The sequence below is a fragment of the Pseudoxanthomonas sp. JC1303 genome, from assembly GCF_058448525.1.
Map to the genome: position 1 here is coordinate 2609963 of NZ_CP185958.1, position 19115 is coordinate 2629077.

The 19115-nt window shown below is 67.4% G+C and carries 17 protein-coding genes; 12 read left to right on the plus strand and 5 right to left on the minus strand.

All coding sequences use genetic code 11. The features are described 5' to 3' along the window. The first annotated feature begins 19 nt into the window (after positions 1-19). From ACORQU_RS11630 to ACORQU_RS11640, 3 genes are read left to right on the plus strand one after another with little or no spacing between them, the layout of a single operon-like run. Entirely contained in the window at positions 20-415 is a 396-nt protein-coding gene (locus ACORQU_RS11630; RefSeq protein ID WP_271648514.1) for a c-type cytochrome, read from the plus strand. Between the two features lie 38 nt (positions 416-453). Beyond that, complete coding sequence (locus ACORQU_RS11635; RefSeq protein WP_491641336.1) at positions 454-948, plus strand: RidA family protein; 495 nt, start codon at positions 454-456, stop codon at positions 946-948. Between the two features lie 36 nt (positions 949-984). Further along, complete coding sequence (locus ACORQU_RS11640; protein ID WP_491641337.1) at positions 985-2208, plus strand: pyridoxal phosphate-dependent aminotransferase; 1224 nt, start codon at positions 985-987, stop codon at positions 2206-2208. A gap of 66 nt (positions 2209-2274) precedes the next feature. Here the strand turns inward: ACORQU_RS11640 and ACORQU_RS11645 are convergent, their stop codons facing one another. After that, complete coding sequence (locus ACORQU_RS11645; protein WP_491641338.1) at positions 2275-5031, minus strand: winged helix-turn-helix domain-containing protein; 2757 nt, start codon at positions 5029-5031, stop codon at positions 2275-2277. A gap of 209 nt (positions 5032-5240) precedes the next feature. Beyond that, on the minus strand, positions 5241-6527 hold the full coding sequence (gene hemL / locus ACORQU_RS11650; RefSeq protein WP_491641340.1) for a glutamate-1-semialdehyde 2,1-aminomutase: 1287 nt from the start codon (positions 6525-6527) through the stop codon (positions 5241-5243). A 300-nt stretch (positions 6528-6827) separates the two neighbouring features. On the opposite strand from hemL, the gene ACORQU_RS11655 reads away from it, so the two are divergent. Next, positions 6828-10007, plus strand: a complete 3180-nt coding sequence (locus ACORQU_RS11655; RefSeq protein WP_491641341.1) for a TonB-dependent receptor — start codon at positions 6828-6830, stop codon at positions 10005-10007. A gap of 116 nt (positions 10008-10123) precedes the next feature. Continuing rightward, the gene (locus tag ACORQU_RS11660) at positions 10124-11380 is read left to right on the plus strand and encodes a dipeptidase (RefSeq protein WP_491641342.1); all 1257 of its coding nucleotides are present in this window, start codon (positions 10124-10126) and stop codon (positions 11378-11380) included. A 141-nt stretch (positions 11381-11521) separates the two neighbouring features. On the opposite strand, the gene thiE is transcribed toward ACORQU_RS11660, so the two are convergent. Continuing rightward, the gene (thiE, locus tag ACORQU_RS11665; protein ID WP_491641343.1) at positions 11522-12142 is read right to left on the minus strand and encodes a thiamine phosphate synthase; all 621 of its coding nucleotides are present in this window, start codon (positions 12140-12142) and stop codon (positions 11522-11524) included. Between thiE and ACORQU_RS11670 the strand changes: the two genes are divergently transcribed. The 6 genes from ACORQU_RS11670 (at position 12141) to ACORQU_RS11695 (ending at position 16375) form a co-directional block, all read left to right on the plus strand. After that, the gene (locus tag ACORQU_RS11670; RefSeq protein ID WP_491641344.1) at positions 12141-12398 is read left to right on the plus strand and encodes a rubredoxin; all 258 of its coding nucleotides are present in this window, start codon (positions 12141-12143) and stop codon (positions 12396-12398) included. The genes thiE and ACORQU_RS11670 overlap by 2 nt on opposite strands. Positions 12399-12443: 45 nt before the next feature. Further along, entirely contained in the window at positions 12444-13112 is a 669-nt protein-coding gene (locus ACORQU_RS11675) for an alpha/beta hydrolase (RefSeq protein ID WP_491645084.1), read from the plus strand. A gap of 3 nt (positions 13113-13115) precedes the next feature. Then, on the plus strand, positions 13116-14168 hold the full coding sequence (locus ACORQU_RS11680) for a sensor histidine kinase (RefSeq protein ID WP_271647149.1): 1053 nt from the start codon (positions 13116-13118) through the stop codon (positions 14166-14168). Positions 14169-14175: 7 nt separating this feature from the next. Further along, positions 14176-14910: a LytR/AlgR family response regulator transcription factor gene (locus ACORQU_RS11685; RefSeq protein ID WP_491641345.1), complete on the plus strand. Its 735-nt coding sequence runs from the start codon at positions 14176-14178 to the stop codon at positions 14908-14910. Positions 14911-14970: 60 nt separating this feature from the next. Then, the gene (hemC, locus tag ACORQU_RS11690; protein ID WP_491641346.1) at positions 14971-15891 is read left to right on the plus strand and encodes a hydroxymethylbilane synthase; all 921 of its coding nucleotides are present in this window, start codon (positions 14971-14973) and stop codon (positions 15889-15891) included. A gap of 169 nt (positions 15892-16060) precedes the next feature. Then, positions 16061-16375 carry a methyltransferase family protein gene (locus tag ACORQU_RS11695; RefSeq protein WP_491645086.1) on the plus strand — a complete coding sequence of 105 codons (315 nt, stop codon included), beginning with the start codon at positions 16061-16063 and terminating at the stop codon, positions 16373-16375. A gap of 66 nt (positions 16376-16441) precedes the next feature. Here the strand turns inward: ACORQU_RS11695 and ACORQU_RS11700 are convergent, their stop codons facing one another. After that, positions 16442-17200 carry a DUF481 domain-containing protein gene (locus ACORQU_RS11700; RefSeq protein WP_271647145.1) on the minus strand — a complete coding sequence of 253 codons (759 nt, stop codon included), beginning with the start codon at positions 17198-17200 and terminating at the stop codon, positions 16442-16444. A 136-nt stretch (positions 17201-17336) separates the two neighbouring features. Continuing rightward, complete coding sequence (locus ACORQU_RS11705) at positions 17337-17969, minus strand: hypothetical protein (protein WP_491641347.1); 633 nt, start codon at positions 17967-17969, stop codon at positions 17337-17339. Between the two features lie 100 nt (positions 17970-18069). Between ACORQU_RS11705 and ACORQU_RS11710 the strand changes: the two genes are divergently transcribed. Further along, on the plus strand, positions 18070-19044 hold the full coding sequence (locus tag ACORQU_RS11710; protein WP_271647143.1) for a helix-turn-helix transcriptional regulator: 975 nt from the start codon (positions 18070-18072) through the stop codon (positions 19042-19044). Positions 19045-19115 lie beyond the last annotated feature (71 nt).

Genomic DNA, 19115 nt, shown 5'->3' on the forward strand with positions numbered 1-19115 from the left:
GCTCGGCACGCTGGGCGTCATGGGCTGGCAGCAGCTGCCGGCGCGCGCGCAGACCTCCGATGCCACCGGCTTCCTCAAGTCGCGCGACTTTTCCCATGCCGACGGCCCGCAGATCTACGGCACCATCTGCCAGGCCTGTCACATGGAAGGCGCCAAGGGCGCCAAGGGCGCCGGCGAATATCCGGCCTTGGCCGGCAATCCCAAGCTGGGTGCGGCGCCGTACGTGGAGATGATGGTGCTCGGTGGGCACGGCGCGATGCCGGGCTTCGGCGGCATGCTCAACGATGCACAGGTCGCCGAGGTCACCACTTATGTACGGACCCATTTCGGCAACCATTACGATGACCCGGTCACCGCCGACGACGTCAAGGCACTGCGCGCCTCGCTGGACAGTGCTTCGACCTCCGACGAGTGATCGCGTGTCCCTGTTCCCTTTTTTCCTACGGAGTTCCCATGCGCCTGTCCCGCCTGTTGTTCCTGACCGCCCTCCTGTCACCCATGGCCGCCCAGGCCCAGGATGTCGTGCGCCACGGCATCCCCGGCAGCGACTTCCCGATCGCCTCGGCGGTCGAAGTCCCGGCTGGCAAGTCCACCATCTATCTCAGCGGCAAGCTGGCCGCCGTCGCCAACCCCGGTGCGCCCAAGGGCTCGCTTGAGGCCTATGGCGATACCAAGGTCCAGACCATCAGCGTGCTGACCCAGATCCAGAAGCAGCTGCAGAGCATGGGCCTGGACATGAAGGACGTGGTCAAGATGCAGGCCTTCCTGGTCGGCGGTCCTGAGAACGACGGCAAGATGGACTTCAAGGGCTTCATGGAGGGGTACACCCAGTTCTTCGGCAAGGACGCCAAGCAGATGAACCTGCCGGCCCGCTCGGCCTTCCAGATTGCGGCGCTGGGCAATCCGGCCGCGCGCGTGGAGATCGAAGTCATCGCCGTGCGTCCGTAGTCGTCCGTTTCCCGCCCCCGCTATCGGAGTGACCCCATGAAAGCACCGCTCTCCCGTCGCCGCTTCCTCAGTGGCTCCGCCCTGGCTGCCGGCACCGCCGTTGGCGCACCGCTGCTCGGCCTGGCCGGGCCGGCCTTCGCCAAGCGCAACCCGCCCAGCCGGCCGCGCGTGGACCCCGAGCAGGCCAAGGCCCTGGGCCTGGAGCCGGTGATGATCAACGCCAACGAGAACCCCTTGGGCCCCAGCGCCGAGGCGCTCAAGGCGATCGATGGCATCGCGCCCAGTGGCGGGCGCTATCTGGGGCAGATGCAGGGGGAGCTGGTGCAGGAGATGGCCGCCCAGCTCGGGGTCAAGCCGGACTACATCGTCCCGTATGCCGGCTCGACCCCGCCGCTGACCCAGACGGTGCTGGCCTTCACCTCGCCGACAGCCTCGCTGGTGACGGCCAATCCGACCTTCGAAGCGGCCTGGCGCACGGCCGGCCAGGTCAAGGCGCCCGTGCACAAGGTGCCGCTGCGGGCCGACTACAGCCACGACGTGGCGGCCATGTGCGCGGCCGATGCCGCGGCCGGCATGATCTACATCTGCAACCCGAACAATCCCACCGGGTCGCTCACCCCGCGCAAGGACATCGAGTACGCCCTGGCGCACAAGCCCAAGGGCAGCATCCTGGTGTTGGACGAGGCCTACATCCATCTGTCGGAAAACGCGGTGACCGGCGCGGACCTGGTGGCCGCCGACAAGGAGGTGGTGATCCTGCGGACCTTCTCCAAGCTCTACGGCATGGCCGGCATCCGCCTGGGCTACGCGGTGGGTCGTCCGGATCTGCTCGAACGCCTGACCTACTTCGGGACCAATGCCTTGCCGGTCACCGCCATGGCCGCGGGCCTGGCCAGCCTGCGCGACCCGCAGTTGGTCCCGACCCGGCGCGCGGCCAACACCGCGATCCGCGAGGACGTCACCACCTGGCTGACCCAGCAGGGCTATGCGTGCAGCCCATCGGAGAGCAACTGCTTCATGCTGGACGTCAAGCGCCCAGCGCGTGAGTTCATGGAGGCGATGGCCACCTACGGGGTGTTCGTGGGCCGCAGCTGGGAAGGCTGGCCGAATTCCTCGCGCATCACCGTGGGCACGGCCGAAGAAATGAACCGGTTCAAGGACGCCTTCGCCAAGGTGATGGCCGGTGAGCGCGGGCCGGTGCCGCTGAAGCTCACCCTGCTCCAGGACGAGCGGCGCGACGGCACCTTCATGGTGGTCTAAGACCCAAGCCGGATCGAGGTCGCAGGAAATCCGACGCCCGCCGCGATCGACCGCGGCGGGCGTCGTTCATTGCGGGCCGCCGGCGGCCTCGATCAGGCCGCGCTGCAAGGCGTTGCCCAGGGCGGCTTCGCGGGTGCTGGCTTCCAGCTTGCGGTAGAGGTTCTTGAGATGGAACTTCACCGTGTTCTCCGACAGCGAGAGCCGTCGCGCAATCTGCTTGTTGGACTGACCGCGGGCCAGCTGTCCCAGGACTTCCAGCTCGCGTTCGCTGAACAGCTGGGTGGCCAGGGTTTCCTCGCAGGAGAGCTTCTCCAAGAGGATATGGATGGTCAGGGCGCGCGTGGTTCCCGCGGCGGCCTCTGGATCGTGCTGGCGGGCGCTGCGCAGCAGGGACTTGGTGGGCAGCCCTGGCTCCAGGGCGACCTGCCAGGCCCGCATGGAGGCGACATGGTCGAGGACGGCGTGCAGGGGGGGCAGGGCCTGGTCCATCTCACCACGCTGATGCCGAACCAGGGCCAGGCGCAGCTGCACGCGGGCCAAATGGAACGCGTCGCCGTTTTCCAGGGCGAAGGTCTGCTGGCGTTGCAGGATCGAAAGCGCCTGGCCGGCACGGCCGGCCTGGGCGTGCCAGCGTGCCAGGGCCATGCCCAGCGCGTGGCCCTGTCGCCAGCCATGGCCGCTGGACAATGCATGGATGAAGGCGGCCTCCCCGCCGGAGCGGGCCATGACCGCGTCGGCCACGGCCTGTCCGGGCAAGTCCATGAGCACGTCCAGGCGCCAGGCGGTGGCCAGATCGGCCAGACGCGCCAGGTGCCTGCGGGTGGCCAGGGCATCCATGCGATCGAGCAGGGCGCAGGCCTTGCGCCCGCTGCGATCGTGCTGCCGTGCCAGGGTCAACGCTGTCCCGTAGCCGGCGGCGTAGACATCGACCCAGCCGTCATCGCGTTCGAGGGTTTCCAGGGCGCCATCAAGCAGGTCGGCGGCGACATCGTAGCGGCCGCGCTCGACCTGCAGTTGGGCCAGCAGGCAGCGGCATGCCGCAATGAGCGTGGAATCCCCGCCATGCGACTGCCCGGCCAGCGCCAACGCGCGTTGGTAGGTGTCCTCGGCGGCATCCAGCGCGCCACGGTAGAACTGGCTCTGGCCCAGGTGGACCAGGGCATAGCCCAGGCTTTCCTGACTTGGCGCGCGGCCCAGGGTCTCGGCCGCCTCCCGTGCCAAGCGCTCGGCGGTGGCCAGCTCGCCACGGCCGAGCGCGGTGGTGGCGCAGATGCATAGCAATGTTCCGCGTCCCAGGTGGTCATCCTGGTCCAAGGCGCAGGCCTGGGCATGGAGTTGGGCGATGCCGCGCGGATTGCCGCAGACCTGGTCCATTAAGTCGCGCAGCAGGGCTACGACCACGGTGTAGTCGCGTTCCAGCGGGGCACGCAGCTCCTCGCCGAAATCACGGAAGCGCTCCAGCAGGGTCTGCGCATGGCTGAACTCGCCCACGCGCATGTGCAAGTAAGCCTGGGTCAGGTTGAGGGCCGGGGTATCGCGGATCACCCGGACATCGAACTGTCGCAGCAGGCCGCGCACGGCGGCCGTGCCATGCCGCAGCAGCATCTGCCAGCTGCCGGCGCGGGCGACGCATGCCGCGGCCAGCTCGGTGTCGCGCGCGCGCAACGCGTGGCGGACCGCTTCGGGCAGCTGGTGGTGATCGGCGCACCACTGCGCCGCGCGTCGGTGCAGCGCACGGGCCTGGGCAGGTGCCTGGCGTTCGAGCTGCTGGTGGAGGAAATCGGCGAACAGCGGGTGATAGCGGAACCAATCGTGGTCATCGTCCAGCGGCACCAGCAGGCCATGGAAGTGACCCAGGCAGGCCAGCAGCTGGCCGCTGTCCTGGCGTCCGCGCACCGCATTGGCCAGATCCGCGTTGAAGCGCTCCAGGCCGGAGGTTTCCAGCAGGAAGTCGCGCAGCGGGGCGTCCAGGTCTCGCACGACCTGTTCGGCCAGGTAGTTGGCCAGCAAGGCCGAGCGTCCAGAGAACCGGGCCACGTCCTCGCCCCGACGCCCGTCGCCGGCGATCCACAGTGCGGCCAGGCGTACCGCCACGGGCCAGCCTTCGGTCTTGTCGCGCAGGCGAGCGGCATCGGCGTCGCTGGAGGCCCCCAGCACCGCGCGCGTCTCGCCGGCATCAAGGGCCAGTTCGCTGGCGTCGATCCGCTGCAGGGCGCCGCGCACGGTCAGCTGCGACAGCGGCAGTGCAGGCGCGCGCCGCGTCGCAAGCAGCACGTGCAGCCGGGGCCCACCGTGTTCGACCAGCAGGGTGATGATTTCATTGATGGCCGGGCTGGCGGCGCGATCGTAGTCGTCCAGCATCAGGACCAACGGCTGCTGCGCGCAACGGACTGCGCGCAGCAGGACGGTGCGCGTGGCGGCCAGATCGAGGTCGCGCCAATGGCTCGCGCCCAAGGGGGGGGTGAAGCTGTCGCCGGCGCCCAATCCCAGGGCCAGGGCGAGATAGGCCAGCAACCGCGCGGGCTCGGCATCATCCTCGTCCAGCGACAGCCAGGCGACCTGGGTCTGACCCTGCTGGAGCAGATGCGCGTGCCATTGGGCGAGCAGAGTGCTCTTCCCGAATCCCGGCGGGGCCAGCAGCAGGGTCAGCGGGACCGACAGGCTCGCATCCAGCTGTGCCATCAACCGCGATCGCGGGATGGCATCGACATGCAGACGGGGTGGTTCGAGTTTGTCGGGAAGGATCCAGTCGCCGCTGGTGGTGCCCTCACGGGTGAGGGACGGACGCGGGCCGATCAGTGCAACGGGCTTGGCAACAGGCACACAGCTCTCCGCATGTGACCGGCTTCCCCCAGGTAAGCCGGCGCATGGCACAAGACCGTTCCATGCGCGGCGTAACCTGCGCATCTGTCATGGTCCTGTGTCGGGGCCCCCGCCCATGCCCATCCTCTAGGCACCTTTCGATGACAGATATGCCACGTAAGTAGCGTTTTGCAAAGTGGCTGGTCATCGCGCGATGCGCGCGTTCGCCTTCACGCGATGGCTGAAAACGCCGTGCGCGCGGCTTCGAGCGTGTCTTTTATGACAATTTCGTCATGCGCGGCGGACAGGAAGCCCGCTTCGTACGCCGACGGCGCCAGGAAGACCCCGCGCTCGAGCATCGCGTGGAAGAACCGATTGAATGCGCCGGTGTCGCAAGCCGTGGCCTGGGTGTAGGTTTCCACCTTCTGGTCGGTGAAGAACAGCCCGAACATGGCGCCGACCTGATTGGTCGTCACGGCGACGCCTGCCTGGCGGGCCGCCGCCTCCAGCCCGGCGCATAGTGCCGCGGCCCGTTCGGAGAGCCGGTCGTGAAAGCCCGGTGCCTGGATCAGCTCCAGCATCGCCAGGCCGGCGGCCATGGCGACCGGATTGCCGGAAAGCGTGCCGGCCTGGTAGATCGGCCCCGCCGGGGCGATCTGGTTCATCAACTCGGCGCGGCCGCCATACGCGCCCACCGGCATGCCGCCGCCGATGATCTTGCCGAACGTGGTCAGGTCGGGGGTGACACCGTAGTAGGCCTGCGCGCCGCCCAGCGCCACGCGGAATCCTGTCATGACCTCATCGAAGATCAGCACCGCGCCATGCTGGGTGCACAGCTCGCGCAGGTGCTGCAGGTAGCCGGGCAGGGGCGGGATGCAGTTGGCATTGCCGACCACGGGCTCGACGATCACCGCAGCGATTTCAGCGCCGATGTCCTCGAACAGCGCGGTGGCGCCTTCGAAATCGTTGTAGCTCAGGGTGGCGGTCAGTTCGCTCAGCCCGACCGGCACGCCGGGCGAGGTGGGCACGCCGAGGGTGAGCATGCCGCTGCCGGCCTTGACCAGGAACGAGTCACCGTGGCCGTGGTAGCACCCTTCGAACTTGACGATGCGCTGGCGGCCGGTGGCGCCGCGTGCCAGGCGGATTGCCGAGAGCGTGGCCTCGGTCCCGGAATTGACCATGCGCACCATCTCGCAGGCCGGGACCAGGCGGGTGATGGTCTCGGCCATGGTGACTTCGGCCGGGCAGGGCGCACCAAAGGACAGGCCGTCAAGAATCGCGCGTTCAACCGCCTCGCGGACGGCCGGATGGTTGTGCCCGGCGATCATCGGCCCCCAGGACCCGACGTAGTCGATATAGCGGTTGCCGTCCACGTCGTACAGATAGGCGCCTTCGGCGCGCTGGACGAAGAACGGCTCGCCGCCGACCGACTTGAAGGCACGCACCGGCGAATTGACGCCGCCGGGGATCAGCGCCTGGGCGCGGGCGAAAAGGGCGTGCGAGCGATCGTGGTGCATCAGCTGGTCCTGTGGGCGTCGTGCGGGGACGAAGCCCGACATTGTCGCGGCTGGGCCCGGTCGGGACCACCCCGGACGCCCCACCCACCCTGCCCACCTACCCGGTCGGGTGCCACCTACCCGTCGTGGAACGAACTTTGCCCCATGACGGCGCATAGCATCCGTGTCGCGTCGCGACATGCTGCGCCACGGTTTGCCGGTGACGGCCCGTGGTCAGGCTGGCGCGTGCGGTGCCACTTTGGGGAGTGGCGCCTTTTTCCGGCGTCTTGCCGAACCACCTTTCCGGGGAACCGCATCGATATGAACCGACTCATCCGCAGGAGCGCCTTGGCGCTCGCACTGACCGTGGCCGTCAATGGCGCCTATGCACAGTCCACCACCGGCCGCATCTTCGGCACCGTCAGCGGGGCCGGAGAGGCGGATACCGTGCTGGTCCAGAGCAGCGGCGGCTTCTCGCGCGAGGTGAAAGTGGAGAACGGGCGCTATTCGCTCGGCAGCCTGCCGCTGGGCAGTTACACCGTCACCCTCAAGCATGACGGCGCCACCGTCGACACGCGGGAGAACGTCTCGATCCTGGTCGGCGCCGGTACCGAAGTCGGGCTGTCGGCCGGCGGCGCGTCGGGCGAGGCGACGACCCTGACCGCGGTCAAGGTCTCGGCCATGAGCATGTCGCCGATCGACGTGTCCAGCGTGGATACGCGCACGGTAGTGACCTCCGAGCAGCTGCAGCAACTGCCGTTGGGCCGTAGCGCCGAGGCCATTGCGCTGCTGGCACCGGGCGTGGTGGTCAACAGCGGTGGCTTCGACAACGGTCCGCTGGGCGGCTCGCTGCCGAGCTTCGGCGGCTCGGCGGCCTCGGAGAACGCCTATTACCTCAACGGCTTCAACACCACCTCCACCGCCAACAACTTGGGCGGCCTGACCCTGCCCTACGGCGCGATCGACCAGCAGGAAATCTTCACCGGCGGCTACGGCGCCCAGTACGGCCGGTCCAACGGCGGTGTGATCAACCAGGTCGGCAAGCGCGGCACCAACGAATGGAAGTTCGGCGCCGCCGTGGTGATGGAGCCGGATGCCTTCAAGACCAGCCAGAAGGACATCTATTGGCGGCCGGACAGCCAGACGTCCACGACCAGCAACACCGCCTATAACTACGCGCGTGCGGCCAATGGCTTGTATCAGCCGTTGAGCGAAACCAAGGCGACCTCCGAGACCTACAGTGCCTATGTTGGCGGTCCCATCATCCAGGACAAGCTCTTCTTCTTCCTCGCGGGCGAGCGCGTCAACTCGCACGGCACCCGCATCGCCAGCAACCGCGATGCGGACAACGGCAACTCCGGCGGTCTGACCGAATACGATTACGAGCAGAACCGCTGGTACGCCAAGCTGGACTGGTACATCACCGACAACCACCTGCTGGAACTCACCAGCGCGGGCGACAAGTACGAGACCGGCGGCACCATCTACCGCTACGACTACGTCAATCGTGCCAAGGGCGCGTACTACACCGACGAGAACGTGAACAAGGCCGGCCCGGTCCTGAACTCGGCCAAGTACACCGGCTACTTCGGCGACAACGTCACCGTCAGCGCGCTGTACGGTGAGATGCGCACGCCGGATGAGATCAGCTACTACAACTATGACCCGGCCAACGGCCCGGTGATCAACAACATCGCGCTGCAAAATCCGGCCTACAACGGCGGCTCGCCGATTGCCGGCCCCCAGAAGCAGGGTACGGTCACCGCCCCGGACCGAGAGTGGGAGAAGCGCAACCTGAGATTGAGCCTGGAATGGCGTCTTGGCGACCATGCGATCACTGCAGGTATCGACAACCAGAAGCTCAAGGCCACCAATATCGGCACCCAGGCTTCCGGCCCCGGGTATGCCTGGAGCTACGGTAGCACCGACGATCCCTATGGCCTGAATACCGGAGGCCTGATCAGCCAGTCGGCCAACGAAGCCGGTGGAAAGGGTGCGCCCAGCCCCGGTCTGGTGGATCCTGTCTACGGCGCTTCCGGCTACTACGTCACCAAGGACACCACCATCGGCCTGAACTCCTACGACGCCGACCAGAAGGCCTACTACCTGGAAGACAAGTGGCAGGTGACCGACAACCTGCTGTTGAGTCTGGGCCTGCGCAAGGACGAGTTCACCAACTATGTGCCGATCAGCCACGTGCCCTACATCAGCGTGGACGCCTGGTCGCCGCGCATCGGCTTCAGCTGGGACGTGCATGGCGACTCCAGCCTGAAGATCTTCGGTAACGTCGGACGCTACTACCTCGGACTGCCTCTGTCGGCCGTTGGCCTCTTCACCGCCAACATCTCCAAGAATGAGTACTTCACCTATAGCGGCATCAATGCCGACGGCTCGCCGATCATTTCCACCTCTTTGGGCCCGGCAGTGTCGGCGAACTCGCGCTTTGGCCGCGCATCGGATCCCAGTGCCGCCGTGGTCAAGGACATCAAGGGCGAGAACCAGGACGAACTGATCCTGGGCTTTACCAAGCAGATGGAGAACGGCTGGGTATACGGTGTGCGCGGCACTTATCGTCGCCTGAACGATGCGATCGACGATCAGAACTTTGATACCGACAACCGTGGACTTGTTGAATCTGCCCTTGCACAGGGCGTCGACATCGATTACACGCGCACCGCCGGCGCAGAACTTGTCAACCCCGGCAAGACCAATGTTTGGAACGTTTACGATACGGACGGCAACCTGCGTCAGGTCACCGTGACGCGCAAAGCGGCAGGTTTCCCAGAGCTCAAGCGTGATTACGCCGGCATGGAGTTCAACTTCGAGCGTCCGTTCGACGGCAAGTGGTACGCGAAGTTCAACTATGTCTGGTCGCATAGCTACGGCACCACCGAAGGTCAGCTGCGTTCGGATCTGTTCCGCAGTGGCGGCGCGCTGGGCAGCTACCAGGGACAGGCGGCGGTCTCCACCACGCAGAGCTGGGACCACGCGGCGCTGATGGAGCACACCAATGGCGACCAGTCCAACGACCACCGCCACCAGATCAAGCTGTATGGCTATTACCAGCTGACCGAAGAAATCGGTGCGTCGGCCAATCTCAGCATGATCTCCGGTGCGCCGAAGCACTGCCTGGGCAACTACTACGGTACGTCCTACAGTGGCACCGATCCGGCCGGCTACGGCGGCAGCTCGATCACCGGCGGCCCGTACCACTACTGCTACAACCCGGAAACCGGAACCGGTGAACCCTCGCCCCCGGGCTCGCACGGCCGCCTGCCGTGGATCAATCAGCTCGACCTGGGCCTGACCTGGAAGCCGACCTTCGCCGACGGCAAGCTGGCAGTTAACTTCAACATGTTCAACGTGCTCAACGCGCAGAAGGAGATCACCGTCTATCCGTTCTCGCAGCTGCCGGACAATTCGGTCAATCCGCTGTACGGCCAGGCCGTGGTCTACCAGACTCCGCGCTACGGCCGTCTGTCGGTGACCTACGACTGGTGAGCCCGCACCGTGAGCCCTGTGGCCAGCCGCAGGGCTCGCGGTTGACCCGACATCCATAGTCCCAGTGGGGCGTCGCCTTTCGGCGGCGCCTTTTTTTCAGCACGAGGCAAGCATTGATGAAGACAAAGACGCTCCTGGCCGCGGTTCTGCTGTCCGGCCTGTCAGGCACTGCGGCGCAGGCCGGTGAGGTGGTGGTGGGCGAGCACGCGCGCCGGCTGCAGGCCGCCGCGATCAACCTGGATACGCATCTGGATACGCCGGCCCTGTTCGGCCAGCCGGGCTGGAAGATCACCGACCGGCACAGTCGCGCCGAAGACGGCAGCCAGATCGATTATCCGCGCATGGTCGAAGGCGGCTTGGATGGCGGCTTCTGGGTGGTCTACACCGGCCAGGGGCCGCTGGATGAAATGGGCAAGCTCAGAGCGCGCGACTTCGGTCTCAAGCGCCTGGGCGAGATCCGCGAGATGGTCGCGGCCAACCCAGACAAGTTTGAACTCGCCACCACGGCCGGCGACGCGGCGCGGATCAAGGCCGAAGGCAAGAAGTCGGTCTACATCAGCATGGAGAACGCCTATCCGCTCTCGCACGATCCCACCCTGCTGAGCTACTACTACAAGGCCGGCCTGCGCATGCTCTCGCTGGTGCACGGCAGCCACAACGACTTTGCCGATTCGGCCGGCACCGCGCCGGGCGCGGTGACCGCGCGCGAGGGCTTGACCGACAAGGGTCGGCAGATGATCGTGGAAGCAAACAAGCTCGGCATCATCCTGGACCACTCGCACGCCTCGCCTGAGGTGTTCGACCAGATGATCGCCCTGTCCAAGGCGCCGATCATTCTGTCCCACAGCGGCGCGTGGGACGTCTACCCGCATCCGCGCAACCTGGACGACAAGCGGCTGAAGGTGCTGGCCGCGCACGGCGGCGTGATCCAGGTGAATTCGCTGGGCGGCTACCTCATCGACACCGGTGCCACCCCGGCGTACCGCGCCGAGCTAGGCAAGATCTATCAGGCCTTCGGCGGTCGGCGCGGGCTCGATGCCGACGCGCGCAAGCAGGCGATGGACCAGATCGCCGCGCTGGACGAGAAGTACGGCATCAAGAAGGCCAACTTCGACGACTACATGCGCCACCTGTTGCACATCATCAAGGTGGCCGGCTGGGAGCACGTCGGCCTGGGCGCGGATTGGGACGGCGGCGGCGGCGTGGTCGGTTACGAAGACATCACGGCGCTGCCCAAGGTGGTGCAGGCGTTGCTGGACGCGGGCTACAACGACGCGCAGGTCACCGCGATCCTGGGTGGCAACACGGTGCGCCTGATTGAGAAGGTGCAGTCGCTGGCCGATCCGGAAGCGGTGAAGGCGGCGCTGGAGTAAGCCGGTAGCGCATCGGCCTCGGGCAGGGGCCGATGCCCATTGCCCGATGCCAGGTCCCCACAGCCAAGGCGGCGATGTGTCGCGTCTCGATAGGTGAAAGCCCGGCGCTGCCGGGCATGATGAAGCCTGGCTGCGTTGGTGCTAAGCAAACAGCGCTTGGAACGCGCGCGCCGTGGCCACCGGATCCGGGGCGTCGAAGACGCCGCCGATCGCGGCCACAAGATCGCCGCCGGCCGCGATGGCCGGCCCAGCGTTGTCTGGCGTCAGCCCGCCGATGGCCACGCGCGGGACGCCCAGATCACGCGTTGCGGCGAAGACCGCGGGTGTAGCGCGGTGCGTGGTCGGTTTGCTGCGGCTGGCGAAGAACGCACCGAAGCTCACGTAGCTGGCGCCTTCGCGCACCGCCGCCTCGGCCAGCTCGGGCTGGTCGTAGCAAGAGGCACCGAGCAGCGCCTGCGGCCCGAGGGCGTCACGCAGGTCGGCCAGCGTGGTGTCCAGGTCCTCGCGATGCAGCCCGGCGGCGCCGATGGCCCGCGCCAGGTCGGGATCGTCGTTGATGATCAGCGGGACGCCGGCGGCCTGGCACAGCGGCAGGAGCGTGTTCGCTTGGCGCTGGCGCTGGGCGGTGTCCGCTTTCTTGTTGCGGTACTGCAGCCAGGTGACAGCGCCGCTGTCCAGCAGCGGCTGGACGCGCGTCAGCAGGGCGGTGTCGTCCAGGTCGGGCGTGATCAGGTACAGGCCACGGGGGGCGGAGGAGGGCATGGCGGCTTCCGGGGTGCGGGCGCGGCTGTGTGACAATGGAGCGCCCAGGACCTGCGATTATCCGATGAGCGAACCCGACGACACCACCTATCGCAACTGGATGTGCGTGGTCTGCGGCTTCATCTATCGCGAAGCCGATGGCCTTCCCGAGGAAGGCATCGCACCCGGCACGCGCTGGGACGACATTCCCGACACCTGGACATGCCCGGATTGCGGCGTGACCAAGGACGATTTCGAAATGGTGGAGATGGACTGAGCCGGCATGCCGGTCCTCCCTCTCCCCGACACTTCCGAGGACACCATGCCCGAGCTGCTCGACGCCGTCGAACTGGAAACCGGCGCCCATCCCACCTGGACCGTGCTGTGGCTGCATGGCCTGGGTGCCGACGGCAACGACTTCGCCCCGATCGTGCCCGAACTGGTGCGGCCTGGCTGGCCTGCGCTGCGTTTCGTGTTCCCGCATGCGCCGGTCAGGCCGATCACAATCAATAACGGGTTGCCGATGCGCGCCTGGTACGACATAGCTGGCATGGACTTCGCCAACCGGGCCGATGCGGCGGGCGTGGACGAATCCATCGTCCAGGTCGAGGCATTGCTGGCGCGCGAGGCCGAGCGCGGCATCGGGCCCGACCACGTGCTGCTGGCGGGCTTCTCGCAGGGTGGGGCGATCACCCTGGCCGCGGGCGTGCGCCGCCATGTGCCGCTGGCCGGCTTGATCGCATTGTCCACCTATCTGCCCGGTGCCGATCAGTTGGCCGGCTTCGCGGCCGAGGCGGCCAAGGCCCAGCCGATCTTCATGGGGCACGGCAGTGCGGACCCGGTGGTGATGCAGGCGTTCGGACAGCGCAGCGCGCAGGCGCTGCAGGGCGCAGGGTTCGCCGTGGACTGGCACAGCTATCCGATGGCCCATTCGGTCTGCGCCGAGGAGATCCGCGACCTCGGCGACTGGATGTCCCAGCGCCTGGGCTGAGGCATGGACGCGTCCGAGCCTGGGCAGGACTGGTTGCCGCAGCTGTGCACGCTGCCGCGGTTGATGGTGATGCTGGGCCTGGCCGAACTGGTGATCGTGCTGTTGGGGCTGTCGCCTGATGGCGCGCCCCATTGGACGCTGGAGCATTTTCTTTCGGCCAGCGCCTTTGCGCTGTGGCAGGCCATCGCGGTCACCGCGTTGCTGTGCGTGCTGCGCTCGCATCTGTCGCGCCTGCCGCAGGGGCTTGGAGCCGTGGCGGCGGTGCTGGTGGCCGGGGCTGTGGCGATGTTCTCGGCCTGTGCGCTCTACACGCTGTATACCGCGACCGGAGCGCAGATCGGTGCGCGCGCCGTGGGCTTCTGGCGCTTTACGCTGGGCAGTGCGGCGGTCGTCATGCTGATCACCGCGCTGGCGCTGCGCTATTTCTACGTCAGCGACCGCTGGGCGGCGCAGCTCTCGGCCAGCGCCCGGGCCGAGGCCGATGCGCTGCAGGCACGCATCCGCCCGCACTTTCTATTCAACAGCATGAACCTCATCGCCAGCCTGCTGCACAGCGCGCCGCAGGTGGCCGAGCGCGCGGTGCTCGATCTGTCCGACCTGTTCCGCGCCGCGCTCGGTGCGGGCGAGGACAACTCGACCCTGGCCCAGGAGGTCGAGCTGGCCGAGCGCTATTTGTCGATCGAGTCGCTGCGGCTTGGGGAACGACTGAGCGTGTCCTGGGAACGACCCGAGCCGCTGCCCTGGGACTTGGTGCTGCCGCGTCTGGTCCTGCAGCCCATGGTGGAAAACGCGGTATTGCACGGGATTTCGCGCTTGCCGGCCGGTGGCTTGATCGAGATCGCGCTGCGGGTGGAGGGCCGCATGCTGCGTATCGTGGTCCGCAACCCGGCACCGGATCCCGCCGCTGCGCCCGCGTTGGCCGTGGGGCGCGGCGCTGGCCACGCGCAGCGCAGCATCGCCCATCGCCTGTCTTATCGCTTCGGTGCCGGTGCGCAGGTGACGGGGCTCTGGGCGCAGGGCTACTATGCCTGCGAACTCGCCATTCCCCTGGCCTGAGGTGCGCATGCCCCTGACCGTGGTGGTCGCCGACGACGAGCCCCTGGCGCGTGAGCGCCTGCGTAGCCTGCTGGCGGGTCAGCCCGATGTGACCATCGTGGCCGAGGCCGGCGATGGCCTGGCCGCGCTGCAGGCCTGCGCCGAGCATCGCCCGGACGTGGTGTTGCTGGACATCTCCATGCCCGGCGTGGATGGCCTGGAGGCGGCGCGGCATCTGGCCGCGTTCGATCCGCGCCCGGCGGTGGTGTTCTGCACGGCCTACGACGCGCATGCGCTGTCGGCGTTCGAAGCCGCGGCCATCGACTACCTGATGAAGCCGGTGCGCGCAGAACGCTTGGCCTCGGCGCTGGAGCGCGCCCGCACCTTCCTGGCTGGCCGCGCGTCCACGCCCGCCCCGACCAGCCAACAGGCGCGCACGCATCTGTGCGCGCGCTTGCGTGGCAGCCTGCGCCTGATCCCGTTGGACGAGATCCACTATCTGCAGGCCGAGGAAAAGTACGTGGTGGTGCATCACGCTCGCGGCGAGGATTTGATCGAGGAATCGCTCAAATCGCTGGAGGAGGAATTCGCCAGTCGCTTCGTGCGCATCCACCGTAACTGCCTGGTGGCGCGGCACGAACTGATGGAGCTGCGTCGGGTCGACGATGGCAAGGTGCAGGCCGTCCTGCGTCACGCGTCGGCACCGCTGGAAGTCAGCCGGCGCTGTGTGCCGGCCTTGCGCGAGACCGTCAAGACGCTCTAGCGGCGCCCGGCATGAGTGATGGGCCCCCTGGCCGCCTCGCGTTGCGGCGATAATGCGCTTATGAGATCGCTGCGCATCGCCACCCGAAAGAGCGCGCTCGCCCTGTGGCAGAGTGAATACGTCGCCGAACAATTACGCCTGGCCCATCTTGGTCTGGCCGTCGAACTGGTGCCCATGAGCACGCGTGGCGACGAGGTGCTGGACCGGTCGTTGGCCGCCATCGGCGGCAAGGGCCTGTTCCTCAAGGAGCTGGAACTGGCCATGCTCGACGGCCGTGCCGATTGCGCCGTGCATTCGCTCAAGGACGTGCCGATGGAGCTGGACGGGCCCTTCGCGCTGCCGGCGATCCTGCCGCGTGCGGACCCCGCCGATGCCTTCGTCTCCAACGCCTACCGCCGGCTGGACGCGCTGCCGCATGGTGCGCGCGTGGGCACCTCCTCGTTGCGGCGCCAGGCGCAGCTGCGGGCGCTACGTCCGGACCTGCAGTTGACCGACCTGCGCGGCAACATCAATACCCGCTTGGGCAAGCTCGATGCCGGGGAGTACGACGCCATCATCCTGGCTTGCGCCGGCTTGCAACGGTTGGGCCTGGAGGCGCACATCGCCGCGCGCCTGGCGGCGCCCGCGTGGCTGCCGGCGCCAGCGCAGGGCGCGATCGCAGTGGAATGCCGCAGCGATGCGCCGCAGGTGCTGGCGCTGTTCGCCGCACTGGACCATGTCCCGACCCGGCGCTGTGTGGAAGCCGAGCGCGCCATGAACCGCGCCCTGCACGGCAGCTGCCACGTGCCGGTGGGCGCGTTCGCCGAAGAAGGCGTGGACGGCATGACGCTGCGCGGACTGGTTGGTTCGGCCACGCACGGCCTGCTGGTCAAGGCCGAAGCGAGTTCGGGCGATCTGTCGCCTGAGAATCTGGGCCATCAGGTCGCCCAGGCACTGCTGGCCAACGGCGCCGACGCGCTGTTGGCCGAACTGGAAGGCTGAGCCTCCCCCGGCGCGGCGTGATGCTGCGCACCTTGGAAATCCGCGTGCCTCCGCCTGCGCTGCTGGTCCTGCTGGGCGCGGCACTGTGGTGCGGTGCGCGGACCTGGCCGGTTTTGAGTTTCGCGTGGCCAGGCGGGCCCTGGCTCGGAACCGCGCTGGCCTGGTGGGCGTGTGGTTGAGCCTGGCGCCCAAGCGCCGGTTTGGCCGTGTCGGCACCACCGTCAATCCCATGCGCCCCGGATCTGCCAGCACCCTGGTGACCACCGGCCTGCACGCTGTGAGCCGAAACCCCATGGATGTCGGCCATCTCCTGGTCCTAGGCGGCTGGGGTGTCGGGCTGCGGACGGGATGGGTCCTGCCTGCGCTGCTGCTGCAGATACTGTGGCTCACGCGGCTGCAGATCGTTCCGGAGGGGCGCGCGCTGCAGGCACGTTTCGGTCAGGCCTATGAGGACGATTGCCGTCGCGTGCGACGCTGGCGCTAGCTCGTCAGCCTCAAAAAAGACCGGCGCGGTTTCCCGGCCGGTCTGTGGGATCGCGCGCGGCGCGGCTTACTTGAAGTTGTAGACGATGTTGACCGTGGTGAGGTTGTCGGTCTTCTTGGTGCCTTCGTCGACTTCGGTGTTGTGGCGGGTTTCCAGGCCGGCCTTGAGGGCGAGCTTCTCGGTCATTGCCACCTGCAGACCAAACAGATTCTTGAGGAAGGTGTTGTCGCTGCCCGACTCGACCAGGAAGGTGTCCACCAGCGAGGTGGTCGGCGTGAGTTGCAGGCTGTAGTCGGCCAGGCCGCGGGCGATGGCCTCGTTGTGGTGAACCTGCACGCCCTGGTCCTTGGACCAGCGGTAACCCGGGCCGGCTTCCAGGGTCAGGTGCTGCTTGTCGGTCTTGATGGCCTCGTAGCCGTAACCGATGGCGGTCGACCACTGGTACTCGTAGCTGGTGTAGTGATCGCGCTCGTTGCGCACCGAGCCCCAGATGTAGCTGCGGTCGGAGACGCGAAAGCCGCTGGTGTCGAATAGCTCGTAGCGGCGCGCGGTTTCCTCCCCGTCGTCCTTGGCGTACTGGGTGCTGGCGCCGAAGGAGTGCTTCCACTGGGAGCTGCTGTAGGCGAAGTTGAGCTTGCCCACGAACGAATCGTTCTCGGTGTTGCCGCGCGACATCGAGAAACCCAGCTCGCCCGTGCCGGCCCAGCCGGTGTCGTTGCCGCCGCCCACGGCGGGAACGCTGGAGGTCACGGCGGCCGTCTGGGCCAGGGCGGGCAGGGGGGCGATCATCGCCAGCAGCAGCGCAGGCACGAGGCGGTGGGGCATGGTCAGGGCTCCTTGGGTGGGGAATGCTTGGGTGGGGGGATACATGGAGAACGAAGACGAAAAAAGCCGGTGTTCAGCCGGCTTGTCGGATGCATCTTCGGTTTTCCTACTTGAATCGTCGTGAAATAGGCCCGGATCAGCCCGATGCGACCGGCGTGTCGATCACGATGGACGGATCATTGAAACGACTGTAACGCACGGTCATCGTATAAGGCTGCCCCTGCGACTGGCCCTGATGGCGCAGCTGCAAGGGCAGACCATCGGGACCGATCCAGTAGGTGAAGGTCACCGGCTGGTCGGTCGGGCCGTTGCGCACGAGGTACTCGCGGGCACGCACGCCATCAAGCGTCTGGCTGCCCTGCGCCTGGACCTCCAGTTCGGCACGGTGATCGTGCAGCCGCATCGGGTCGCGCCATTGCGCCACGGTGCCCTCGGGTAGCTGCATCTTGCGGGTCTGGCCCTGTGACTGCAGGTAAAGCACGTCACCGATGATGACCTGAGTCCCCATGGGCATGGTCATGCGGTAGCGGTCGGGAGCCACGAAGTCCAGCGCATTGACCGTCTCGCGCGCGCCCTCCAGGGTCATCTCGGCGTGGAAGCTGCGGGCGTCCATGAAGGCTTCCATCGACTGCTCCACCCGCGCCAGGGCGGTGTCCTGGCCCGCGCCTGTTGCCTGGTCCGGCCCGGAGGTGGGCTCGGGACGCTGGGAGGCATCCTGGCAGGCGCCCAGCAGCAGGCAGGCCAGGAGGGGCAGGACGGCGGAACGCATGACGGAACTCCGGTGGGGGCAAGGGCGCAGCCCCATTTTGCGTCTTGCGCGGTGAACGTCGGCCGATGCATTCACGCCGCGCTCGGCCATAATCCCGGGCATGGACAAGATCGAACGCATCACCGCGCTGCATCGCATCCTCAAGGGGGCGCGCTACCCGGTCACCGTCAAACGCCTGCAGGACGAACTTGGGTGCTCGCGCGCCACCGTCTACCGCGACCTGGCCTATCTGCGCGATGCGCTGATGGCGCCGGTGGAGGGCGATGGCGAGGCTGGGTTCCGTTATGCGGCCGGCGAGAGTGATCGTTTCGAACTGCCCGGGTTGTGGCTCAGTTCCGATGAGCTCTACGCCCTGGTCGCCTCGCAGCAGCTGCTGCTGCGCACCGGTGGCGGCGTGCTCGCCGGCGCGCTGGCACCCTTGCAGAAGCGCCTGGAGGGCCTGCTGGCCGACCATGCCGGCGCCGAGCGCTGGCCGGTGGAGCGGGTGCGGGTGATCCCACATCGCGGGCGCAAGCTGGACGAGGCCGCCTTCCGCTGCGTGGCCAGCACCGTGCTGGAACGGCGTCAGTTGAGCTTCGAGTATCGCGCCCGCTCCACCGACGAGCGCACCCGACGCATCGTCTCGCCCCAGCGCATCACCCACTATCGTGACAACTGGTATCTGGATGCCTGGGACCACGGGCGCGAGGCGCTGCGCAGCTTCGCGGTGGATCGCATCAACAACGCCCGCGCGCTAGACGAGGTCGCGCGCGAGATGGGCAAAGACGAGCTCAGCCAGCACCTGGCCTCCAGCTACGGCATCTTTTCCGGCGAACCCAAGGGCTGGGCGACCATCGTCTTCAGTCCCAAGGCCGCGCGCTGGGTCGCCGACGAGCAATGGCATGCGCGCCAGGAAGGGCGCTTCCTGGCCGACGGGCGCTACGAGTTGAAGGTGCCCTACAGCGCCTCGCGCGAGCTGCTGATGGACGTGCTGCATTACGGTTCGGATGCCGAGATCGTCAGCCCGCCAATGCTGCGCGAGCAAGCCAAGTCGCTGCTGGAACTGGCCCTGACCAATTACGCCAGCGGCAGCTGACCGCCGGCGCGGCGCCGGTGCCGGAACCGGCGTCCGTTACCATGGGCCTGTCGTCGCCCTGTCTCACCCGC